At 69.7% G+C, this 19,228-nt stretch carries 18 protein-coding genes; 14 read left to right on the top strand and 4 right to left on the bottom strand.

Annotated features, from left to right (window positions below):
• The first annotated feature begins 281 nt into the window (after positions 1-281).
• The 6 genes from WB794_RS09635 to WB794_RS09660 all read left to right on the top strand — a co-directional run bounded on the left by WB794_RS09635 (position 282) and on the right by WB794_RS09660 (position 4,908).
• On the top strand, positions 282-992 hold the full coding sequence (locus WB794_RS09635; RefSeq protein ID WP_337335649.1) for an RNA polymerase sigma factor: 711 nt from the start codon (positions 282-284) through the stop codon (positions 990-992).
• Positions 989-1,648, top strand: a complete 660-nt coding sequence (locus tag WB794_RS09640; RefSeq protein ID WP_337335650.1) for a DUF3106 domain-containing protein — start codon at positions 989-991, stop codon at positions 1,646-1,648. Before WB794_RS09635 ends, WB794_RS09640 begins: the two co-directional genes overlap by 4 nt.
• An 82-nt stretch (positions 1,649-1,730) precedes the next feature.
• Positions 1,731-2,417 (top strand): 2OG-Fe(II) oxygenase, encoded by a 687-nt coding sequence (locus WB794_RS09645; protein WP_337335651.1) that lies wholly within the window; start codon positions 1,731-1,733, stop codon positions 2,415-2,417.
• A gap of 92 nt (positions 2,418-2,509) precedes the next feature.
• Positions 2,510-3,577 (top strand): hypothetical protein, encoded by a 1,068-nt coding sequence (locus WB794_RS09650; RefSeq protein ID WP_337335652.1) that lies wholly within the window; start codon positions 2,510-2,512, stop codon positions 3,575-3,577.
• Positions 3,574-4,233, top strand: coding sequence for an orotate phosphoribosyltransferase (pyrE, locus tag WB794_RS09655; protein ID WP_337335653.1), 660 nt, complete (start codon positions 3,574-3,576; stop codon positions 4,231-4,233). Before WB794_RS09650 ends, pyrE begins: the two co-directional genes overlap by 4 nt.
• A gap of 18 nt (positions 4,234-4,251) precedes the next feature.
• Positions 4,252-4,908 (top strand): DUF4124 domain-containing protein, encoded by a 657-nt coding sequence (locus WB794_RS09660; protein WP_337335654.1) that lies wholly within the window; start codon positions 4,252-4,254, stop codon positions 4,906-4,908.
• Between the two features lies 1 nt (position 4,909).
• On the opposite strand, the gene WB794_RS09665 is transcribed toward WB794_RS09660, so the two are convergent.
• Genes WB794_RS09665 through xdhA form a run of 3 tightly spaced genes read right to left on the bottom strand, consistent with a single transcriptional unit; the run spans position 4,910 to position 9,550 of the window.
• Positions 4,910-5,797 carry an XdhC family protein gene (locus WB794_RS09665; RefSeq protein WP_337335655.1) on the bottom strand — a complete coding sequence of 296 codons (888 nt, stop codon included), beginning with the start codon at positions 5,795-5,797 and terminating at the stop codon, positions 4,910-4,912.
• The gene (gene xdhB, locus WB794_RS09670) at positions 5,790-8,168 is read right to left on the bottom strand and encodes a xanthine dehydrogenase molybdopterin binding subunit (RefSeq protein ID WP_337335656.1); all 2,379 of its coding nucleotides are present in this window, start codon (positions 8,166-8,168) and stop codon (positions 5,790-5,792) included. Before xdhB ends, WB794_RS09665 begins: the two co-directional genes overlap by 8 nt.
• Positions 8,165-9,550 (bottom strand): xanthine dehydrogenase small subunit, encoded by a 1,386-nt coding sequence (gene xdhA / locus WB794_RS09675; protein ID WP_337335657.1) that lies wholly within the window; start codon positions 9,548-9,550, stop codon positions 8,165-8,167. Before xdhA ends, xdhB begins: the two co-directional genes overlap by 4 nt.
• A gap of 100 nt (positions 9,551-9,650) precedes the next feature.
• Between xdhA and WB794_RS09680 the strand changes: the two genes are divergently transcribed.
• Genes WB794_RS09680 through WB794_RS09700 form a run of 5 tightly spaced genes read left to right on the top strand, consistent with a single transcriptional unit; the run spans position 9,651 to position 13,870 of the window.
• The gene (locus tag WB794_RS09680) at positions 9,651-10,706 is read left to right on the top strand and encodes an adenosine deaminase (RefSeq protein WP_337335658.1); all 1,056 of its coding nucleotides are present in this window, start codon (positions 9,651-9,653) and stop codon (positions 10,704-10,706) included.
• Between the two features lie 5 nt (positions 10,707-10,711).
• Positions 10,712-11,065, top strand: a complete 354-nt coding sequence (gene uraH, locus WB794_RS09685) for a hydroxyisourate hydrolase (RefSeq protein ID WP_337335659.1) — start codon at positions 10,712-10,714, stop codon at positions 11,063-11,065.
• A gap of 1 nt (position 11,066) precedes the next feature.
• A complete protein-coding gene (locus tag WB794_RS09690; RefSeq protein WP_337335660.1) occupies positions 11,067-12,290 on the top strand; it encodes a urate hydroxylase PuuD in 1,224 nt (407 codons plus the stop codon).
• A gap of 9 nt (positions 12,291-12,299) precedes the next feature.
• The gene (locus tag WB794_RS09695) at positions 12,300-12,983 is read left to right on the top strand and encodes a BglII/BstYI family type II restriction endonuclease (protein WP_337335661.1); all 684 of its coding nucleotides are present in this window, start codon (positions 12,300-12,302) and stop codon (positions 12,981-12,983) included.
• A 56-nt stretch (positions 12,984-13,039) separates the two neighbouring features.
• Positions 13,040-13,870: an MT-A70 family methyltransferase gene (locus WB794_RS09700; RefSeq protein ID WP_337335662.1), complete on the top strand. Its 831-nt coding sequence runs from the start codon at positions 13,040-13,042 to the stop codon at positions 13,868-13,870.
• Between the two features lie 41 nt (positions 13,871-13,911).
• On the opposite strand, the gene WB794_RS09705 is transcribed toward WB794_RS09700, so the two are convergent.
• Positions 13,912-15,531, bottom strand: a complete 1,620-nt coding sequence (locus WB794_RS09705) for a Na+/H+ antiporter (protein WP_337335663.1) — start codon at positions 15,529-15,531, stop codon at positions 13,912-13,914.
• 254 nt (positions 15,532-15,785) lie between these two features.
• Here WB794_RS09705 and WB794_RS09710 point away from each other — a divergent pair, with 254 nt between their 5' ends.
• From WB794_RS09710 to WB794_RS09720, 3 genes are all read left to right on the top strand, one after another.
• Positions 15,786-16,538: an SDR family NAD(P)-dependent oxidoreductase gene (locus WB794_RS09710; protein ID WP_337335664.1), complete on the top strand. Its 753-nt coding sequence runs from the start codon at positions 15,786-15,788 to the stop codon at positions 16,536-16,538.
• Positions 16,538-16,690, top strand: a complete 153-nt coding sequence (locus WB794_RS09715) for a hypothetical protein (protein WP_337335665.1) — start codon at positions 16,538-16,540, stop codon at positions 16,688-16,690. Before WB794_RS09710 ends, WB794_RS09715 begins: the two co-directional genes overlap by 1 nt.
• A 149-nt stretch (positions 16,691-16,839) precedes the next feature.
• Positions 16,840-19,227 (top strand): Tex family protein, encoded by a 2,388-nt coding sequence (locus WB794_RS09720; RefSeq protein ID WP_337335666.1) that lies wholly within the window; start codon positions 16,840-16,842, stop codon positions 19,225-19,227.
• Position 19,228: the final 1 nt, after the last annotated feature.

Below are 19,228 nucleotides of genomic sequence, written 5' to 3' on the forward strand. Positions count from 1 at the left end.
ACGGCACCTTGGTCAAAAAATCGTCACAAGATCAATTTCCATTTATATCAACATGTTATGAATAATGCTTGCGCGGCGAAGCGGGTTGTCGCGCGGAAATCGACGCCGCGCGGCGTCGCTCGATCGCGCTGTGCACAACGCATGTGCCGCAAGTCCTTGTGTTGCTTGGGTGCAGCGCCGAATGTGCGGAAGTCAAGCCCCACGGATAGGGTAGGCTGGCGGACAGGGATGGGGGTGGGCGCGCTGCTATCCTGACCCGCCACGCCGCCAGTTTCGACCCGATGCCGCCCCCTTCCTCCGCGACCGCCCCGTCGTTTCTCTCGCTGCCGGAAGCGTCGGCGCGGCGTCTGCTGCACGAGGCGCTGGCGCGACTTTCCCCCCTGCAGCGGCAGGTGATGCTGCTGTGCCTGCAGGAGGGCGTGGATGCGGGAGAGATCGCCCGGCGGCTGGGCGCGGCACCCGCAGCGGTCGGCGCGTCGCTTGCCTTCGCCACCTCCCAGCTGCGCGTGCAGCTTTCGGATCGGCCGCAGGATCGCGAGTCCACCGAATGGCTCAAGCGCTGCCGGGTGCTGTTGGCCAAGGGGGCGGGCGGCGCTGGTGCCGCACCGCAGCACGGCGAATCCGTGCCTGTACCGGAAGTGCCTTCGGCCGCGACAGCGCCGGTGGCGGCTGCTGCGGCATCGCCGCGACCTGCCGCTTCGCCACGGCAGCGGTCGCCCGTGACGCTCGGGCTCTGGCCGCGGCTCCCGGCGGCGTTGGCGCTGCTGGTGCTGGGCGCGGGACTGGCGCTCGGCTGGCAGGCCTGGCGCGCCGCGCGCCCGCCGGTCGTGAAGGTTGCGCCCGGCCCCCAGCGCATGCCGCCGCCGACGGCACCGGAGGCTCCGCTCACCGCGCCGGACTTCATGCTGGTGCTCTTTCGACAGCAGCATCCGGAGGTGCTCGACGACCTCGAGTTCCACGTCTGGCTGTCCGAACAGGAAGCGCTGCGATGAAAGTTGCCGCGCTCTGCGCTCTGGTGCTGCTCGCCGGCGCGGCCTCGGCACAGGCTCCTGCCCCCGCGGGCGCGCCGGATGCGGCGGCGCTGCGCCAGACCCTGGCACCCTTCGATACTCTGCTGGCCGGCCTGCCGCCGGTGCTGCGCGAACGTCTGGAGCTGCATGCGCGGGCCTGGCTGGCGCTGTCGCCCGAGGCGCAGGCACGGCTGCGGCTGGACCTGACCGCCTGGGACGACCTGGCCCCGCAGGAGAAACTCGCGTTGCGCGAGCGTTTCGACGCCTGGGAGCATCTCGACGAACCGACCCGCGGCGCGGTGCTCCAGGCCGAAGCGCGGCTGGCGCAGATGCCCGCCGAAGTGCGCGCGGGATGGCGTGCGCGCTTCGACGCGCTTTCGCCCGAGCAGCGCCGGCGCTACCGCTTCGATCCGCCCACGCGCGCCGCGATGGACCTGGCCGGCCAGCTTTTTCCGTTCGTGCCGGCCGAGGAACATGCCGATACCCTGGCGCTGCTGCGGGCGCTGACGCCCGCCCAGGTCGACGCCCTGCGCCGGGAGCTGCGGCGGCTGCCGCCGAACCGGCGCGATGCCTTCCGGGTACGCCTGCTCGAACAGGATGTGCAGGGACGCGCCGCCCTGCTGGATGCCGCTCCCTGACCGCACCGGAAGGCCCGCGACGGCTGCCGCGCAGCGGGTTCTGCTGCTACCCTTCCGTCCCCGCGCCGCGCCCGTCATCGCCATGAACGATTTCATCGAGATCCACGAAAACGCCCTCGCGCGCGAGGACTGCGCCGCCATCGTTGCGCGCTTCGAGGCCGAGGGCGGCGGCACGCCCGGGCGCGTGGGCTCGGGCTATTTCCCCGAGCTCAAGGACAGCAGCGACATCACCCTGGAGGGGCGGCCGCAGTGGGAGGACGTGCAGAACCTGCTGCTGGATGCCGCGCTGCGCGCCACCAAGGCCTATCTGCGGCGCTATCCGTATGCGGCGCTCGCTCCGCTGATGCTCCAGACCGGCGACCCGCCGCGCCGCCTGCACGCCCATGATCTCGAAACCATGGACGATGCCACGCTCACCCGCCTGGTGCAGACGGTGCTGCGCCCCGGCTCCATCAACCTGCAGCGCTACACCGCCGACAAGGGCGGCTATCCCTACTGGCACTGTGAGCTGTTTCCGCGCGACGAGCAGTGCGAAACGCTGCATCGGCACCTTTTGTGGACGCTCTATCTCAACGATGATTTCGAGGAAGGCGAGACCGAGTTCCTCTACCAGAACCGCAAGGTGACGCCGCGCACCGGCAGCCTGCTGGTGGCACCGGCCGCTTTCACCCACACCCATCGCGGCAACATGCCGCGCGGCGGTGCCAAGTACATCGCCACCAGCTGGATCCTGTTCCAGCGCGCTGCCCAGATGTTCCCCTCGGGCTGATGCCGACGGCAGGCGGCAGGGGCATTCGGCACGCCGGGCGGCTTGCGTATACTTTCTCGACCGGCCGGATCGGCCGATGCGGGATCCGTGATTTGGACATCGACCCGGCCTCGCGCCACCCTGCCGATGCCATCGAGGGCGAGCTGCCCGATGGCGATGCCGCCGCCGCGCTGCTGCTGTCGCGCCGCCCGGAACTGGTGCCATGGATCCTGCAGTGGCAGCGCGAACTGATTGAAACCTTTGGCGAACCCCTGCGTCAGGACGCTGCTCGCAGCGCGGTCGCGCTGAGCATCGCGCTGGCGCGGATGGGCCTGCGCCACGGCAGCTGGGGCGAGGACTTCCACGCCTACCACAACGAGAACCACGCGCTCGAGCTGATGGATGGCCGCCTCGGCCAGCTGGTGTCCACGGCCGGAGAGGCGTTCGACGGGCGCGACCGGATCGCGCTGATGCTGTTCTGCGCCTGCCACGACCTGCGCCAACGCGAGGACGGCGAGGGCGACGGGCCGGTGGGTCCGAACGAGGCCGCCAGCATGGCCGAAAGCCGGCGCATCCTCGCCGCCGCCGGCTTCGATCCGCAGCGTGATGCCTGGCTCTACGGAACCCTGGAGCTGGCCATCGCCGGCTCGACCTTCGACGCGCGCCCGCTGCCGCCGGACAGCCGCAGCAACACCGCGGAACTTGCCGCGCGCGGCGGCGCGCTTGCGCCGCATCTGGCGCAGTGGCTGGACGCGCGCGAGCCGCAGTGGCGCAGCGACGCTGTCCGCCAGCACGCCCTGGCCCTGGCCCAGGTCGCCTCGGATCTGGACACCGCCAACGTCGCCGAGCCGATGCTGGAGCTGGCCGCCAGCTCGATCCGCCTGTGCGAGGAGCGCGAGATGCGCGCCGGGCGTTCACTGGACGATGCGCAATCGGTCGCGCCGTGCTTCGCCTTTCTCACCGAAGGACAGGAGCGCTATTTCTTCGAGCTGCACCGCTTCTGCTCCGAACCGGGACGTCTGGCTTTCGCCGAGGGCAAGGCCGCCAACGCCGCCCCGATGCGCGCGCTGCTGGACGCGCTGCGCGCGGATTTTGCCCGGGACCCGGGCCAGTGCCAGTGCGGGCTGGACGTCATTCGCCACTTCGCGCGGCTGGCGCTGCGGGTCTCCGAATGCGAGTGAAGGACCACCAGTTCCGATTCTTCGATCTGGCGCTGCGCTGCCAGGTGCTGCGCTTCGGGGAATTCACCCTCAAGTCCGGGCGCGTGAGCCCGTACTTTTTCAATGCCGGGCGCTTCGACCACGGCGCGGCGTTGGCCACGCTGGCAGAGTGCTATGCGCAGGCGCTGGAGGAATCGGGACTGGCCTTCGACATGCTGTTCGGCCCGGCCTACAAGGGCATCCCGCTCGCCACGGCGGTTGCGATCGCGCTGGCCGCGCGCGGACGCGACGTGCCGGTGGCCTTCAACCGCAAGGAAGCCAAGGACCACGGCGAAGGCGGACTGATGATCGGCGCGCCGCTCAAGGGCCGCGTCCTGATCGTCGACGACGTGGTGACCGCCGGGACCGCGGTGCGCGAATCCATCGCCATGATCGGCGCGGCCGGCGCAACGCCCTGTGGCGTGCTGGTCGCGCTCGATCGGCAGGAGCGAGGTGAATCGGGGCTGTCCGCCACCCAGGAGATCACCGCCGGTTCCGGCATTCCCGTGGTCGCCGTCGCGCGGCTGGAAGAATTGCTGGCCTATACTTCCGGCCAGCCGGCGCTGCAAGAGCACCTTGGGCGCCTGCAGGCCTACCGCGCACGTTATGGCGTCGCACAGGCCGCACCGTCCCACTGAAGTCCCGCAGGATTCCGAGTGAAAACGACAGCTGCCCTTCCCCTGATCGCCGGCCTGCTCTGCCTTGCGCTCGGCGCGATTTCGTCCGACGCACAGGCCCAGCGCAAGCTTTACCGCTGGACGGACAAGGACGGCAACGTGCACTACACCGACACGTTGCCGGCCGAGGCGGCCAAGGACAAGCAGGAAGAACTCAACAGCCAGGGCATGACGGTCAAGACCACCGAGCGCGTGCGCACGGCCGAAGAGCAGGCCGCCTGGGAGGCGGAACAGGCCGAGCTGGAAAAGGTGCGCCTTGTCGCCGAGCAAAAGGCCAAGATGGATTCGGTGCTGGTCTCGTCCTATCCGGCCGAGTCGGATTTGCAGCGCGCCTACCGCGAGCGCTTCGACCTGATCGAACAGAGCCTGGAATCCGCGCGGATCGGCATCCGCAGCCAGGAAAAGAGCCTGGCCGAGCTTCTCGATCACGCTGCCGATCTCGAACGCAACGGCAAGCCGGTGCCGGTGCAGATCAGGGATTCGATCACGCGTGCGCGCTCGCAGGTCGCCGACCAGCGCGCCTATCTCACGCGCCGCGAGACCGAGCGCACCGCCCTGCGCGCCGAGTTCGACGAGCTGCTGGCGCGCTATCGCGAGCTCAAGGGCATCACGCCGCCCGCGCCGGAAAGTCCCTGAGTCACCCTGACGCGCGACGCGCGCTGCGTCGCGCGATGAGCTGCGCCAGGATCCCGACCGCGATCTCGTGCGGCGTCTCGTCGCCGATCGGCAGGCCCACCGGTGCCTGCATGCCTTCCAGCCACGCCGCGTGCGCGGGAAGCGCGCGGCGCACCTGCGCGATGCGCCTGCGGCTGCCCATCATGCCGAGGAAGGCGCAGCGGCTGCCGGCAAGCGCGTCCAGCGCTGCGACGTCGGTCGGGTAGTCGCGGCTGAGCAGCACGATGTAGAGATCGCGTGCGGTGTTCGCGGCGCGGCGCAGGCTCCCGGATGTCGCGTCGATGCAGGTTGCCGTGATATCGCGATCGGGTGGAAAACACTCGGGCCGTGAATCGGCCAGCCAGACCTCGAAGTCGACCAGGCCGGCGAGCTGCGCCAGCGCGTGGCCGCAGTGGCCGGCACCCGCGATCAGCAGGCGCGGGCGCGGATGCAGGACCTGCGCGGCCGCATCCCGATCACCCATCCCGGCACCCGACAGCTCCGTCGCTTCGCCTTCCGCCAGCGCCGACGCGATGGCCTGCGCGCGGGCGGCATCGTCAACGCCCTGCCAGACCCGCACGGCGACCCGCATCGTGCCGCCGCAGATGCCGGCCGAGCCGGGTTGGCCGGTCAGTGCAATCTCCAGCGTTTTGCAGCCGCCGGCGGCGGCAAGCAGCGCGCGCGCGGTTTCGATCACGCGCGCCTCCATCGCGCCGCCGCCGACGCTGAAGGCAATGCGGTCGGCTTCGATCAGCATCCGCGCGCCGGGCTTGCGCGGGGTTGCGCCGCGCGCCGCGACGACGCTCGCCAGCGCCACGCCGCGGCCATCGGCCAGCCGGTCGGCCAGCCGGGCGAACAGGGCTTCATCCATGGCTGAAGGTCCGACGACCGCTTGCTTCCTCCTGTGCGCGGGGAAGCGGATCGGATCGGGCGGACGTTTCGCGCACGGCATCAATCGCCCGGAAGATCGCTTCGGGCGTGGCCGGCGCGCCAAGTTCCACCCGGCGCGGATCACCGCCGAACGCCGCAACCGCGTCGCGGATCGCTTCGCGTGCGGCAATGGCCAGCATCAGCGGCGGTTCGCCTACGGCCTTGGAGCCGAATACGGCGGCGGTCGCGGGCGGGGTCGGAGGGATATACAGGCGCACCCGGAAATCCTCGGGCACATCGCCCAGCGTCGGAATCTTGTAGGTGCTGGGCGCATCGGTGAGCAGCCGGCCCTGATCGGAGAACCGCAGCTCCTCGCAGGTCAGCCAGCCCAGGCCCTGCACGAAGCCGCCTTCGATCTGGCCGCGGTCTATGCCCGGATTCAGCGAGTCGCCGACATCGTGCAGGATGTCCACGCGCAGCAGGCGGTGTACGCCGGTGTCGCCATCCACCTCGACCTCGCACACCGCTGCGCCGAACGCGAAGTAATGGAACGGATGCCCCTTGCCGGTGGCCGGATTCCAGCGCAGGCCGGGCGTGCGGTAGTAGCCGGTCGCCGACAGGCTCACGCGCTGCGCATAGGCCGCCTTCACCAGCGTGACGAAGTCCACGCGGGCATCGGGCGCGCTGCGCAGGAAGGCGGCATCATCGCTGAACTCGACCTGGTCCGCATCGCCATGCAGCAGGTTCGCGGCCACCGGGCGCAGTCGCGCAATCAGGGTTTCGCAGGCCGCCTTCACCGCCTGGCCGTTGAGGTCGGCGCCGGTGCTGGCGGCGGTGGCCGAGGTGTTGGGCACCTTGTCGGTGCTGGTGGGCATGATCCGCAGCCGCGCGGCGGAAACGCCCAGCGTGCGCGCCGCCACTGCGAGCATCTTGGTGTGCAGGCCCTGGCCCATCTCGGTGCCGCCGTGGTTCAACTGGATGCTGCCGTCGGTGTAGATGTGCAGCAGCGCGCCGGCCTGGTTGTACTCGGTCTTGTTGAAGGAAATGCCGAACTTGATCGGCGTGATCGCGATGCCGCGCTTGCTGTGCCGATGCGCCGCATTGAACGCGGCGACCTGCGCGCGGCGTGCGGAAAAATCACCGCGTTCCAGTGCCTGCTGCCACAGTTCGTGCATGTGGTTGCCGGTCACCGGCTGGTCGTAATGCGTGGCCTGGCCCTCGCGATAGAAATTGCGTTCCCGCACCTCATGCGCGGGAAGGCCCAGATGGCGGGCGATCTGTTCGATGATTTCCTCGCCCACGATCACGCCCTGCGGCCCGCCAAAGCCGCGGAACGCGGTATTGGACGGCAGGTGCGTCCTGCAGATGCGCCCGACCACGCGCACGTTCGGGCAGAAGTAGGCGTTGTCCACGTGCACCATTGCGCGCGAGAGCACCGGCGGGGAGAGTTCACAGCTCCAGCCGCCGTTGGCGATCAGCTCCACGTCCAGCGCGCGCAGCCTGCCGTCGCGCTCGCAGCCCACGCGCCAGCGCCCGAGGAAGGGGTGGCGCTTGCCGGTCATGCGCATGTCCAGACCGCGTTCGAGCTTGATCCGCACCGGCCTGCCGGTGCGCCACGCCGCCAGTGCGGCGACGGCGGCATAGGGATTGGCCTGGGTTTCCTTGCCGCCGAAGCCACCGCCCATGCGCAGCGAGCGGCACACGACCTGGTTCGCCGGCAGCCCGAGCACATGCGCGACGATGGCCTGGGTTTCGCTCGGGTGCTGGGTGGATGCCGTCACCTGCACCACGCCTTCCGAATCCACGCTGGCCCAGCTGGCCTGGGTTTCCAGATAGAAGTGCTCCTGCCCGCCGACGTGCAGTTCGCCGTGCAGTACCACCGGCGCGGCGGCCAATGCGGCTTCCACGTCGCCGCGCACGATCTGCGAGGGCAGCATGTGGAAGGCGTCGGCGGCCAGCGCCGCCTCGATGGTCAGGATCGGCGGCAGCGGTTCGTATTCCACGCGTACCCGCTCCGCCGCCGCGCGTGCGGTGGCTTCGTCCCTGGCCACCACCCAGGCCACCGACTGGCCGTGGAACGACACCACATCGTCCGCGATCACCGGCTCATCGTGCAAAATCGTGCCGGAGTCGTTTTCGCCGGGAATGTCGGCGGCGGTCAGCACCGTGGCCACGCCCGGCACGGCCAGCGCCTGCGCCACGTCGATGCGCAGCACCCGCGCATGTGCGTGCGGGGAGGTCACCGGCCAGACGCTCAGCAGGCCCTGCGGCGGATGCTGCTCGTCGGTGTACACCGCGCGGCCGGTGACGTGGCCGACGGCGCTTTCGTGCTTGAGCTGCGAGGGGTCTTGCGCGGGGGGCTTCCGGCTCATGCCGCGCCCTCCACGCCGAGCTTTTCGCGCGCGAATTTCGCGAACAGGTTGCCGCACAGCGCGCGGCGGTAGGCGGCGCTGGCGCGGTGGTCGGAGAGCGGCGTGAACGCCTGCGTCAGCGCGGTGCGCGCAGTTTCCACGGCGGCGGCATCGAGTGGCTTGCCGAGCAGCGCGGCTTCCACCTCCAGCGCACGCTTCGGCGTGGCGGCCACCCCGCCGAACGCGAGCCGCGCGTGCGTGACGACGCCCTGCGCATCGCGCGCCAGCGCGAACGCGGCGGCAACGATGCTGATGTCGTCGGTCTGGCGTTTGGCGACCTTGTATCCGGCCTGCGCGATGTCATCGCGCCGCGGCAGCGTCACCGCGACGATGATCTCCTCCGGTGCGCGCGCCGTCTTGCGGTAGTCGAGGAAGAAGTCCGCCAGCGCGACGCTGCGCCGCCCGCTCGGCCCCGCCAGTTCGAGCGTTGCATCCAGCGCCAGCAGCACCGGCGCGAGGTCGCCGATCGGCGAGGCCGAGCCGAGGTTCCCGCCGAGGGTCGCGCGATTGCGCACCTGGCGCGCGGCGAACCAGGGCAGAAGCTCGTCCAGCGCCGGGAACAGGCCGGCGAGTTCGCGTTCGATCCGCGTCAGCGGTACGCCCGCGCCGATGCGGACCCGCGTTTCATCCACGTCGATGGCGTGCAGTTCAACGACGCGATCCAGCGCGATGAACGCCGGCGCGACGGCCTGCCCGCGGCTGAGGTTCACGCCCAGATCGGTGCCGCCGGCGATGAAGGCCGCCTCCGGATGCGCGGCTTTCAGCGCCAGCGCATCAGCCAGCGCTGCCGGGCTGTGGAACCCCTCCAGCGCCGCCGCGCCCTGCGGCGCGCGCGGTGCCGCACGCAGCGCATCGAACCGGTCGGTGTCGCGCGGGTGCATGCGCAGCGCCGCCGTCGCATCGCGGATCGAGCGATAGCCGGTGCAGCGGCACAGGTTGCCTTCCGTCGCGTGGTCGGAGAGTTCGCCCTCGTAGTAGCCGGCGAACAGGCTCATCACGAAGCCCGGCGTGCAGTAGCCGCACTGCGAGCCGCCGTGGTCCACCATCGCCCGCTGCACCGGATGCAGGCTCGCGCCCTCGGCCAGGGCTTCGACCGTCAGCACCTCACGTCCCGGCAGCGCGCCCATCGGCAGCAGGCAGCTGTTGACCGCGACGAAGTGCGAGCCACCCGCGCCGTCGGGCTCGCGCAGCACCACGGTGCAGGCACCGCAGTCGCCATCGCCGCAGCCCTCCTTGGTGCCGGTGAGGTGGCGTTCGCGCAGCCAGCGCAGCAGCGGCTGCTTCGGGTTTTCGTCGGCCAGGTCCAGCGCCCGTCCGTTCAAGGAAAATGTCGTCGGATTCATGCGTGAAGGTTAGCGCAGCCGGTTGTCCCTGCGCGCGCGGCGCTACCGCTTGACCTGCGGGTTGTTGCAGACTCGACGCTTTCCACTTCCTCACCACGCCATGGCCCCGACGCCACCGCCGCTTGATCCCGCCCTCGAACGCCTGGTGCGCACCATGCCCAAGGCCGAGCTGCACATCCACATCGAAGGCTCGCTGGAGCCCGAGCTCATCTTCGTGCTGGCGCAGCGCAACGGGGTGAGCCTGCCGTATCCGAGCGTGGAGGCGCTGCGCGCCGCCTACGCCTTCACCGACCTGCAAAGTTTTCTGGACATCTACTATGCCGGTGCCGGCGTGCTCGTGACCGAGCAGGATTTCTTCGACATGGCCTGGGCGTACCTGGAGCGCGCCCGCGCCGACGGCATCACACGCGCGGAAATCTTCTTCGATCCGCAGACCCACACCGAGCGCGGCGTGCCGTTTTCCACCGTGATCGGCGGCCTGGCCCGGGCTTGCGACGAGGCACGCGGCGCGCTGGGGGTGAACGCCGCGCTGATCCTGTGCTTCCTGCGCCATCTCTCCGAAGAAGCCGCCCTCGCCACGCTGGAACAGGCCCTGCCGTACCGCGACCGATTCATCGGCGTGGGGCTGGATTCGAGCGAGGTCGGCCACCCGCCGGAGAAGTTCGCGCGGGTGTTCGCCAAGGCGCGCGACCTCGGCCTTCGCCGCGTCGCGCACGCCGGCGAGGAAGGCCCGCCCGCCTACATCCGGAGTGCGCTCGACGTGCTCCACGCCGAGCGCATCGACCACGGCGTGCAGTCGCTCAAGGATCCCGCACTCGTCGCGCGGCTCAAGGCCGAACGCATTCCGCTCACCGTCTGCCCGCTGTCGAACGTCAAGCTGTGCGTATTCGAGGATCTTTCCCGCCACAACCTGCGCGAGCTGCTCGATGCCGGCCTCGTGGCAATGATCAATTCGGACGACCCGGCCTACTTCGGCGGCTACCTCAACCGGAACTTCGTGGAAACCTTCGCCGCGCTCGGTCTGGATGCCGGCCACGCCTACCGCCTGGCGCGCAACGGTTTCGAGGCCAGTTTCGCCACGCCGGAAGAAAAGGCCGCCGACATCGCCGCGCTGGATCGGCATTTCGACGCCTGCGGCTTCGCGGCACCGGAGTGATGCATATGGGCAGGCTCACCACCCACATCCTCGACACCGCGCACGGCGGCCCCGGTGCCGGCATCGCGATTTCCCTGTTCCGCGTCGAAGGCACGCAGCGCGTGGCGCTCGGGCGCTTCACCAGCAATCTCGACGGCCGCTGCGATGCGCCGCTGCTGCAAGGCGAGGACTTCGCCGTCGGCACCTACGAACTGGATTTTGCCGTCGGCGAGTACTTCGCCAAGGCCGGCGTGGCGCTGCCGCAGCCGCCTTTCCTCGATGTGGTGACGCTGCGCTTCGGCATCGCCGATGCCGGTGCCCACTACCACGTGCCGCTGCTGGTCTCGCCCTTCAGCTACAGCACCTATCGCGGAAGTTGATATGGCGGGTTTCTGGATCGATGCAGGTGCCTTCCTGCTGCGCTGGCTGCACGTGGTGGCGGCGATCGCCTGGATCGGCGAATCGTTCTATTTCGTCGCGCTCGATCGCGGCCTGAAAGCGCCGAAGCGGGCGCAGCCAGGACTGGCCGGGGAAAGCTGGTCGGTACACGGCGGCGGCTTCTATCACAAGCAGAAATACCTGCCCGCGCCGGCGCAGCTGCCCGACGACCTGCACTGGTCCAAGTGGAAGAGCTACACCACCTGGCTGTCGGGTTTTGCCCTGTTCTCCATCGTGTACCTGGTCTCGCCCCAGGTATGGCTGGTCGATCCGCGCGTGATGGCGCTGTCGCCCACGCTGGCGGTGCTCTGCGCGCTCGCGCTGCTGCTGGGCGCGTGGCTCGCCTACGACCTGGTGTGCAGGGCGGTGGGGTTTCGCGATCGTGCGCTCGGCGCGCTGGTCGGCGTGCTGGTGCTGGCGCTGTGCCTGATCGCCACCCACCTGTTCGCCGGGCGCGCGGCCTTCCTGCTGGTGGGCGCGGCGCTGGCGACGATCATGTCGGCCAACGTGTTCTTCGTGATCATTCCCGGCCAGAAGCGCATGGTCGCGGCGCTGGAAAAAGGCGAGCCCCCGAATCCGCTGGACGGCGCGCGCGGCAAGCAGCGTTCGGTGCACAACACCTACTTCACCCTGCCGGTGGTGTTCGCGATGCTGAGCACGCACTACGCGGCGGCGTGGTCGCATCCGCACAGCGGCCTGGTCCTGGCGCTGTTCATGGCCGCGGCGGCGGCCATCCGGCAGTTCTTCGTGCTCTGGCACAGCGGCCAGCGCGCCTGGTGGCTGCCGGCGCTGGGCGCTGCGCTGCTGCTGGCGACATTCGCGTGGCTGCGGCCGATGCCGATGCCCGCCGCGCAGTCCGCGCATCCCGAAGCCGCCGTACCGGGTGCCGGCAGCGCCGCAGTCGATGCCGCGACAAGCCTTCCCGCCGCCACCGCCACGCTGCGCGGCATCCTCGCCGAGCGCTGCGGTGCCTGCCACGCCGCGCAGCCGAGCCTGCTGGCGGCACCGGCCAAGGGACTGAGCTTCGATACGGATGACGCCATCGAACGCCATGCCGCCCTGATCCACCAGCAGGCGGTGGTGCTGAAGATCATGCCGCCCGGCAACCTGACCGAAATGACCGATGCCGAGCGCGACCTGGTCGCGCGCTGGTTCCACGCCCGATGAGCCGATGACATGAACCTGACCGAGTCCTACCGCGACTGCTTTTCACCCGAGGTGCTGGCGCGCTACCAGTTTGCCGAAACCCGTAATGCGGCACGCATCCTTGCGGTGACCAACGGTGCGGCATTCGGGCAACTGCAGGACGTGCTGCATCGATTCGAGTTGCGGACGGATGACTTGCTCAAGCCGGGTGGTCAGGAGAGCGACTTGGCCGCAAGGTTGAACCGGATGTTCCGGGACTGCGGCTGGCGCGAGGCTCGCGTGGATACGCTGATACGGCTTTCCCTCCAGCTCACGCCACTGCCCGGTATCGGCGAGGCGCGCAGGAAGCCGATCATCACGGAAACGGTGAATAAGGGTTACGAGGTGGACAACTTCCGCGACCGCATCGCTCTGGACGTGGAGTGGAATGCCAAGGACGGCAACCTGGATCGTGACATCGGGGCATACCGCGCACTTTACGATGCGGCGTTGATCGACGGGGGCGTGCTGGTTACGCGCACGCTGGATCTGCGAAATCTCGGGCGCGATCTGGCCAAGGAGGCAGGCGTTCCCGAGGCGCAAGCCAAGCGGATCCTCAACACCACAACCACAACTAACAGCGAAAAGCTGCTGCCGCGGCTGACACGCGGGGATGCGGGCGGATGCCCGATCCTTGCGGTGTTCATTGCGCGCGAGACGCATGTCCCCGACTAGCCGGTAGGCTCAAGATCCAATACAATTCGCTCCGAAGATCTAAATTGGGGAGAGCTATGGCCGTGCCCTTGCGCGAGCAGAAGCATGACGTTCCACTGCCGCAGACAAGTGGCGGCTGGACCACCATCCTTGCCGATCCGCCGTGGCGCTTCACGAACCGCACGGGAAAGGTTGCACCCGAACATCGTCGGCTGGACCGCTATGCCACGATGGATCTGGCGGCGATCTGCGCGCTGCCGGTCGCGGCGGTGGCTGCGAAGAATGCGCACCTGTATCTGTGGGTGCCCAATGCGCTCCTCCCGGAAGGGCTGGAGGTGATGCGGTCTTGGGGGTTCCGCTACGTGTCCAACATCGTCTGGGCCAAGCGGCGCAAGGATGGTGGCCCGGACGGGCGTGGCGTTGGGTTCTATTTCCGTAACGTGACCGAACTGCTGCTGTTCGGGGTTCGCGGGTCATTGCGCACGCTGGCACCGGCGCGCAGTCAGGTGAACATGATTGAAACCCGCAAGCGTGAGCACTCACGCAAGCCTGATGAGCAATACCAGCTGATCGAGGCGTGTTCGCCCGGCCCTTACCTTGAGCTGTTCGCGCGCCACCCGCCGCCGGGGTGGTCAGCCTGGGGCGCGGAGTCGGCACCCGAAATCGCGCCTCGCGGGCGTCAGCACAAGGGTTATGGAGGCGGGCCGATCCAGATGCCACTGCTGGAGCCGCATGCGCGTCTGGCCGGGAGTGATGCCCACGCGGTCGCGTATGCACTGCGTGACAAATACGAGAACGGGCATTCGATTCGTGAACTGTCGGAAGAGTCGAGCTATTCCATCACGCGGGTGCGCGGCCTGCTGCGCATGGCGGAGACGCCGCTGCGGTCGCGCGGGGGCTCGCGCTGACGGTGTGAAGTCCGGCGCGGTCGGGGCCTGAGGTGCGGCGCTCAGCCGCCCCAGCGCAGCTCGGCCAGGTCCAGCTCGCGGATGAGTTTCTGGTAGCTGGTGTCGTCGATGGTGCGTTCGCGGCGCAGTCGGGCGAGCGCGCGACGTTCGGCGGCGACGCCGATCAGGCGCAGTTCGCGCTCGATGTCGTGGGCGTGCGGCGGATGCCCGGCTTCGCCTTCGTGAGGCTGGCCGTGGCCGAGGCGGCGGCGGTAGTCCTCGGCCAGATGGGTGGCGATGGCGGCGTACAGCTCCGGGTCCGGATGCTTTGGCGTTTCGACTGCGCCGTGGTCCTCGATGGCGCGCAGTGCGGCCGCGGCGGCGGTCCGGCGCGCGGGTGCCTCGCTGGCGTGCGAATCGCCCCGGGGGATGCCGCGCAAAAGGCGCGGCAGGGCGAAGCTGGCGATGAGGAGCGAGGCGAGGATGACGCCGGCGGCGAGGAAGATCGCCAGGTCGCGGGCAGGGAAGGGCGATCCGTCGTCGAGCGTCAGCGGCAGCGTCAGGATGCCGGCGAGCGTCACGGCACCGCGCACTCCGGCCAGCGACATGGCGACGACGACGCGGCGGTCGGTGGCCGCATGCGGCAGCCCGCGCCGCCGCGCGCTCCAGGCTGAAACGCGCATGGAGGCGGCGACCCAGGCGTAGCGCAGGCCGGCCAGGGCGCCGACCACGGCGGTGACGTAAACCGCCAGCCACCACGGGCTGGCGTGGCCGGTTTCGCCCACCACCTGGATTGCGCCATCGACCAGTGCGGGCAGCTGTTCGCCCAGCAGCACGAAGATCACCCCGTTGGTTGCGAACTGCACCGTGTCCCAGAAGGCGCGGCGCTGCACGCGGGTGCCGGCGAGCAGGCGCGTGCTTTCCAGCAGCGCCATGCTGATGCCGGCCGCGACCGCCGCGAGGATGCCCGAGGCGTCGATGGCCTCGGCCGTGAGATAGGCCGCGAACGGAGTGAGCAGCCCGATCAGGATGCTGGAACCGGCGTCCTCGCCGATGCGCCGCTGCACCAGATCGAGCGAGCGGGTGACGCCCCAGGCGACGACCGCGCCGACCGCCAGCCCGGCCAGTGCGACCCAGACGAAGTTGAGCGCGGCCTGGGCGAGCGAGAACGAGCCGGTGAGCGCGGCGGCGACGGCAAAGCGCATGCAGACCAGGCCGGAGGCGTCGTTGAGCAGCGATTCGCCTTCCAGGACGTGCATCAGCCGGGGCGGGATCGGGGTGCGCGAGGCGATGGCCGAGACCGCGATCGGATCGGTGGGCGAGAGGATCGCCGCCGCTGCGAATGCCACCGCCCAGGGCATCGCCGGGATCATCCAGTGCAGGAACGTGCCCAGGCCCAGCACGGTGAACACCACCAGCCCCAGCGCCAGGCCGATCACCATGCCCTTGTCGCGGAACAGCCCGTCCTTGGGGATGCGCCAGCCGTCCAGGAACAACAGCGGCGGCAGCAGCAGCAGGAAGAACACTTCCGGATTGAGCGCGACGCTTTCCCCGGTGTATTCGGCGATGCCGTAGCCCAGGGCGATCTGGATCAGCGGCAGAGGTACCCGCAGCGCCCGCGCCAGCGGCCCGCTGATCGCCACCGCCAGCAGGAACGCCAGGATGGTCATGATGGTGCTCATCGGCGGGCGTGCGCTGGCGCTGGGGTGGAGGGCATGTCCGAATTCTACCCAGCGGTGCCTGTACCTGAAGCCATGCCGTTCGGCCACAATGGCCTTCCGGGTTCGACGCCCCGATCCGACGCGGCGGGAGAATTCCGGGCGGGCCTTGCGCCCGGGTCGCGCGCCTCCGCCTGCGGCCGGGTCGCGATTGACCGTGCTGGCCGGCAGCCGCTTCCGCGCTATCCACCTTCGGGCTCACCATCAGGAGATCGACCATGAAATACACCTTCAAGGGCAATGTGGCGCTGATCAGCGGCGGCGGTTCGGGCATCGGCGAGGCGGCGGCGAAGCTGCTGGCGGCCAACGGCGTCAGCGTGGTGGTGTCGGACCGCAACGCCGAGGCCGCCGAACGGGTGGTGGCGGACATCACCGCATCCGGCGGCAAGGCCGTGGCGCACATGGGCGACGTGGCGAGGCCGGAAACCGGACAGGAAGCCGTGGACTGCGCGGTGAAGAACTTCGGCGCGCTGCATCTGGCCTTCAACAACGCAGGCGTCGGCGAGGCCACCCGCCCGCTGGCCGAAATGGACCCGCAGGAGTGGCAGCAGATCATCGACATCAACCTGGGCGGGGTGATGCACGCCATGCGCGCGCAGATTCCCGCGATGCTGGCCGCCGGCGGCGGTGCCATCGTCAACATGTCCTCGATCCTGGGCCTGGTGGGCGACCCCGGCGCGCCGGCCTACGTCGCGGCCAAGCATGGCGTTACCGGGCTGACCCGCTCGGCGGCGCTGGCCTACGCCAGTCGCGGCGTTCGCATCAATTCGATCCATCCGGGCTACATCGACACGCCGCTGCTGTCGGGCCTGGCGCCCGAGCTGATGAAGGTGCTGGTCGGCCGCCACGCCATCGGCCGCCTCGGGCAGGCGGATGAGGTGGCCCACGCCGCGACCTTCCTGCTGTCCGAAGGTGCCGGCTTCATGGTCGGTGCCACGCTGGAAGTCGACGGTGGCTACACGGCGGCCTGATGCGAACCCATCCACCCTCGTTCCTGCCCTCGATGACCGTTGCGCGGGCGCTGGCGGCGGCCTCGTGCAGCCTGGCGGTGGGCCGGGTGCCGGCGGACGCCGCCGCTTCCGACCCGCGCGCCCTGGGCTGGATGCAGGGCTTCCCGAGCTGAAGGACCGTGCCTTCGGTGACCGAGTACCTGATGGCGCGCGATGCCGCCGCGGGCCCGGCGGGCGGATGCCGGACGCGCCAGCGCCGGCTTCAGCCGATAGAATCCCGGCCCCTGCGCAGATTGCGCGCGTTGCATCTTCCCGAGAATTCATGATCGACACCACGCGGCACATCACCCGGACCATCGCCACCGACATCGCCGCCAGCCCCGTACAGGTCGAGGCCGCCATTGCGCTTCTGGACGCAGGCGCGACGGTTCCGTTCATCGCGCGCTACCGCAAGGAAGCCACCGGCGGGCTGGACGATACCCAGCTGCGCCTGCTGGAAGATCGGCTGGCCTACCTGCGCGAGCTGGAAGATCGCCGCGCGGCGGTGATCGCGAGCATCGAGGAGCAGGGCAGGATGACCGACGCGCTGCGCGCCGACCTTGCCGCCGCCGACACCAAGGCGCGGCTGGAAGACCTGTATCTGCCCTACAAGCCCAAGCGCCGCACCAAAGGGCAGATCGCGCGCGAGGCCGGGCTGGAGCCGCTTGCCGACGCGCTGTTTTCCGATCCCTCGCGCTCGCCCGAGACCGAAGCGGCCGCCTATGTGGACGCGGACAAGGGCGTGGCCGACGTGAAGGCCGCGCTCGACGGTGCCCGCGCCATCCTCACCGAGCGCTTCGCCGAAGACGCCGAGCTGGTGGGCGCGATGCGCGATTTCCTGCAGGCGAACGGCCGCATCCGCGCGCGCGTGATCGCCGGCAAGGAGGCCGAAGGGGCCAAGTACAGCGACTACTTCGACCACGTCGAAGCCATCGCGCAGATTCCCTCGCACCGCCTGCTCGCGCTGTTTCGCGCCAGCAAGGAGGGGATCATCGACGTGGCGCTCGTGCCCTTTGCCAGCAGCGCGCCGAAGGTCGTGGCCTCCGATGCGCTGGATGAGGCCATCGCCGCCGGCCACGCCGAAGCCGAGGGCCGCATCGCGGTGCGGGTGGGCATCGCCGACCGGGGCCGTGCGGCGGACCGCTGGCTGCTCGACACCGTGCGTCAGACCTGGCGCGTGAAACTGCACCTGCACCTCACCGTCGATCGCTTCGCGCAGGCGCGCGCCGCAGCGGAAGATGAGGCCATCCGCATCTTCGGCGACAACCTCAAGGATCTGCTGATGGCCGCGCCTGCCGGTCCCAGGGTCGTCATGGGCCTGGACCCGGGCATCCGCACCGGCGTGAAGGTGGCCGTGGTCGATGCCACCGGCAAGCTCCTCGATACCGCCACGGTGTATCCGCACGAGCCGCGCCGCCAGTGGGATGCCTCGCTCGCCGAACTGGGCGCGCTGTGCCTGAAGCATTCGGTGAACCTCATCGCCATCGGCAACGGCACCGCCTCGCGCGAAACCGACAGGCTGGCGGGCGAGCTGATCCGCAAGCTGCCGGAGCGCTCCATCGGCAAGATCGTGGTCAGCGAGGCCGGCGCGTCGGTGTATTCGGCATCGGAGCTGGCGGCGAAGGAGTTTCCGGCGCTGGACGTCTCGCTGCGCGGCGCCGTCTCCATTGCGCGCCGCCTGCAGGATCCGCTCGCCGAGCTGGTGAAGATCGACCCCAAATCCATCGGCGTGGGCCAGTACCAGCACGACGTGAACCAGGTGAAGCTTGCGCGCACGCTGGACGCGCGGGTGGAGGACTGCGTGAACGCGGTCGGCGTGGACGTGAACACGGCCTCCGCACCGCTGCTCGCCCGCGTCGCGGGGCTGTCGGCCAGCGTGGCGGAGAACGTGGTACGGCATCGCGATGCCAACGGCCCGTTTCCCAACCGTCGCGCCCTGCTCAAGGTGCCGCGGCTGGGCGACAAGGCTTTCGAACAGTGCGCCGGCTTCCTGCGCATCGCCGGTGGCGAGAACCCGCTCGACGCCTCGGCCGTGCATCCGGAAGCCTACCCGGTGGTGGAGCGGATCCTGTCCAGCAGCGGACGCGCGGTGCACGGGGTGATCGGCGACGTGGCTTTCTTGCGCTCGATGAAGCCCGAGCATTTCACCGACGCGACCTTCGGCCTGCCCACGGTGCGCGACATCCTCAAGGAGCTGGAAAAACCCGGCCGCGACCCGCGCCCCGAATTCAAGACCGCCGCCTTCGCCGAGGGCGTGGAAGACATCCGCGACCTGCGCCCGGGCATGGTGCTGGAAGGTGTGGTGTCGAACGTCGCCGCCTTCGGTGCCTTCGTCGACCTGGGCGTGCACCAGGACGGCCTCGTGCACGTCTCGGCGCTGTCGGAGAAGTTCGTGAAGGATCCGCGCGAGGTGGTGAAGGCGGGCGATATCGTCAGGGTGAAGGTGATGGAGGTGGACATCGCGCGCCAGCGGATCGGGCTGTCGATGCGATTGAGCGACGAGCCGGGACAGGCGCGTAGCAGCCGCGCCAGCGATGCGCGCGAACCTTCGCGCGGCGGCGCGCGCCCGGAGCGCGGCGGAAACGCCTCGCGCCCGCACGATGCGCGCGGCGCGGCCCCCGTGGCGGGCTCCGCGCTGGCCGATGCCTTCGCCCGCGCGCGCGGCAGGTGAG

Source organism: Denitratimonas tolerans (assembly GCF_037203605.1).
Taxonomy (GTDB): domain Bacteria; phylum Pseudomonadota; class Gammaproteobacteria; order Xanthomonadales; family Xanthomonadaceae; genus Denitratimonas; species Denitratimonas tolerans.

Bases quoted from the DNA above. Each gene is read 5' to 3' on its own strand.
- WB794_RS09635 (WP_337335649.1), top strand. From the start codon at position 282: ATGCCGCCCCCTTCCTCCGCGACCGCCCCGTCGTTTCTCTCGCTGCCG.
- WB794_RS09640 (WP_337335650.1), top strand. From the start codon at position 989: ATGAAAGTTGCCGCGCTCTGCGCTCTGGTGCTGCTCGCCGGCGCGGCC.
- WB794_RS09645 (WP_337335651.1), top strand. From the start codon at position 1,731: ATGAACGATTTCATCGAGATCCACGAAAACGCCCTCGCGCGCGAGGAC.
- WB794_RS09665 (WP_337335655.1), bottom strand. From the start codon at position 5,797: ATGGATGAAGCCCTGTTCGCCCGGCTGGCCGACCGGCTGGCCGATGGC.
- xdhB (WP_337335656.1), bottom strand. From the start codon at position 8,168: ATGAGCCGGAAGCCCCCCGCGCAAGACCCCTCGCAGCTCAAGCACGAA.
- xdhA (WP_337335657.1), bottom strand. From the start codon at position 9,550: ATGAATCCGACGACATTTTCCTTGAACGGACGGGCGCTGGACCTGGCC.
- WB794_RS09680 (WP_337335658.1), top strand. From the start codon at position 9,651: ATGGCCCCGACGCCACCGCCGCTTGATCCCGCCCTCGAACGCCTGGTG.
- uraH (WP_337335659.1), top strand. From the start codon at position 10,712: ATGGGCAGGCTCACCACCCACATCCTCGACACCGCGCACGGCGGCCCC.
- WB794_RS09690 (WP_337335660.1), top strand. From the start codon at position 11,067: ATGGCGGGTTTCTGGATCGATGCAGGTGCCTTCCTGCTGCGCTGGCTG.
- WB794_RS09695 (WP_337335661.1), top strand. From the start codon at position 12,300: ATGAACCTGACCGAGTCCTACCGCGACTGCTTTTCACCCGAGGTGCTG.
- WB794_RS09700 (WP_337335662.1), top strand. From the start codon at position 13,040: ATGGCCGTGCCCTTGCGCGAGCAGAAGCATGACGTTCCACTGCCGCAG.
- WB794_RS09705 (WP_337335663.1), bottom strand. From the start codon at position 15,531: ATGAGCACCATCATGACCATCCTGGCGTTCCTGCTGGCGGTGGCGATC.
- WB794_RS09710 (WP_337335664.1), top strand. From the start codon at position 15,786: ATGAAATACACCTTCAAGGGCAATGTGGCGCTGATCAGCGGCGGCGGT.
- WB794_RS09715 (WP_337335665.1), top strand. From the start codon at position 16,538: ATGCGAACCCATCCACCCTCGTTCCTGCCCTCGATGACCGTTGCGCGG.
- WB794_RS09720 (WP_337335666.1), top strand. From the start codon at position 16,840: ATGATCGACACCACGCGGCACATCACCCGGACCATCGCCACCGACATC.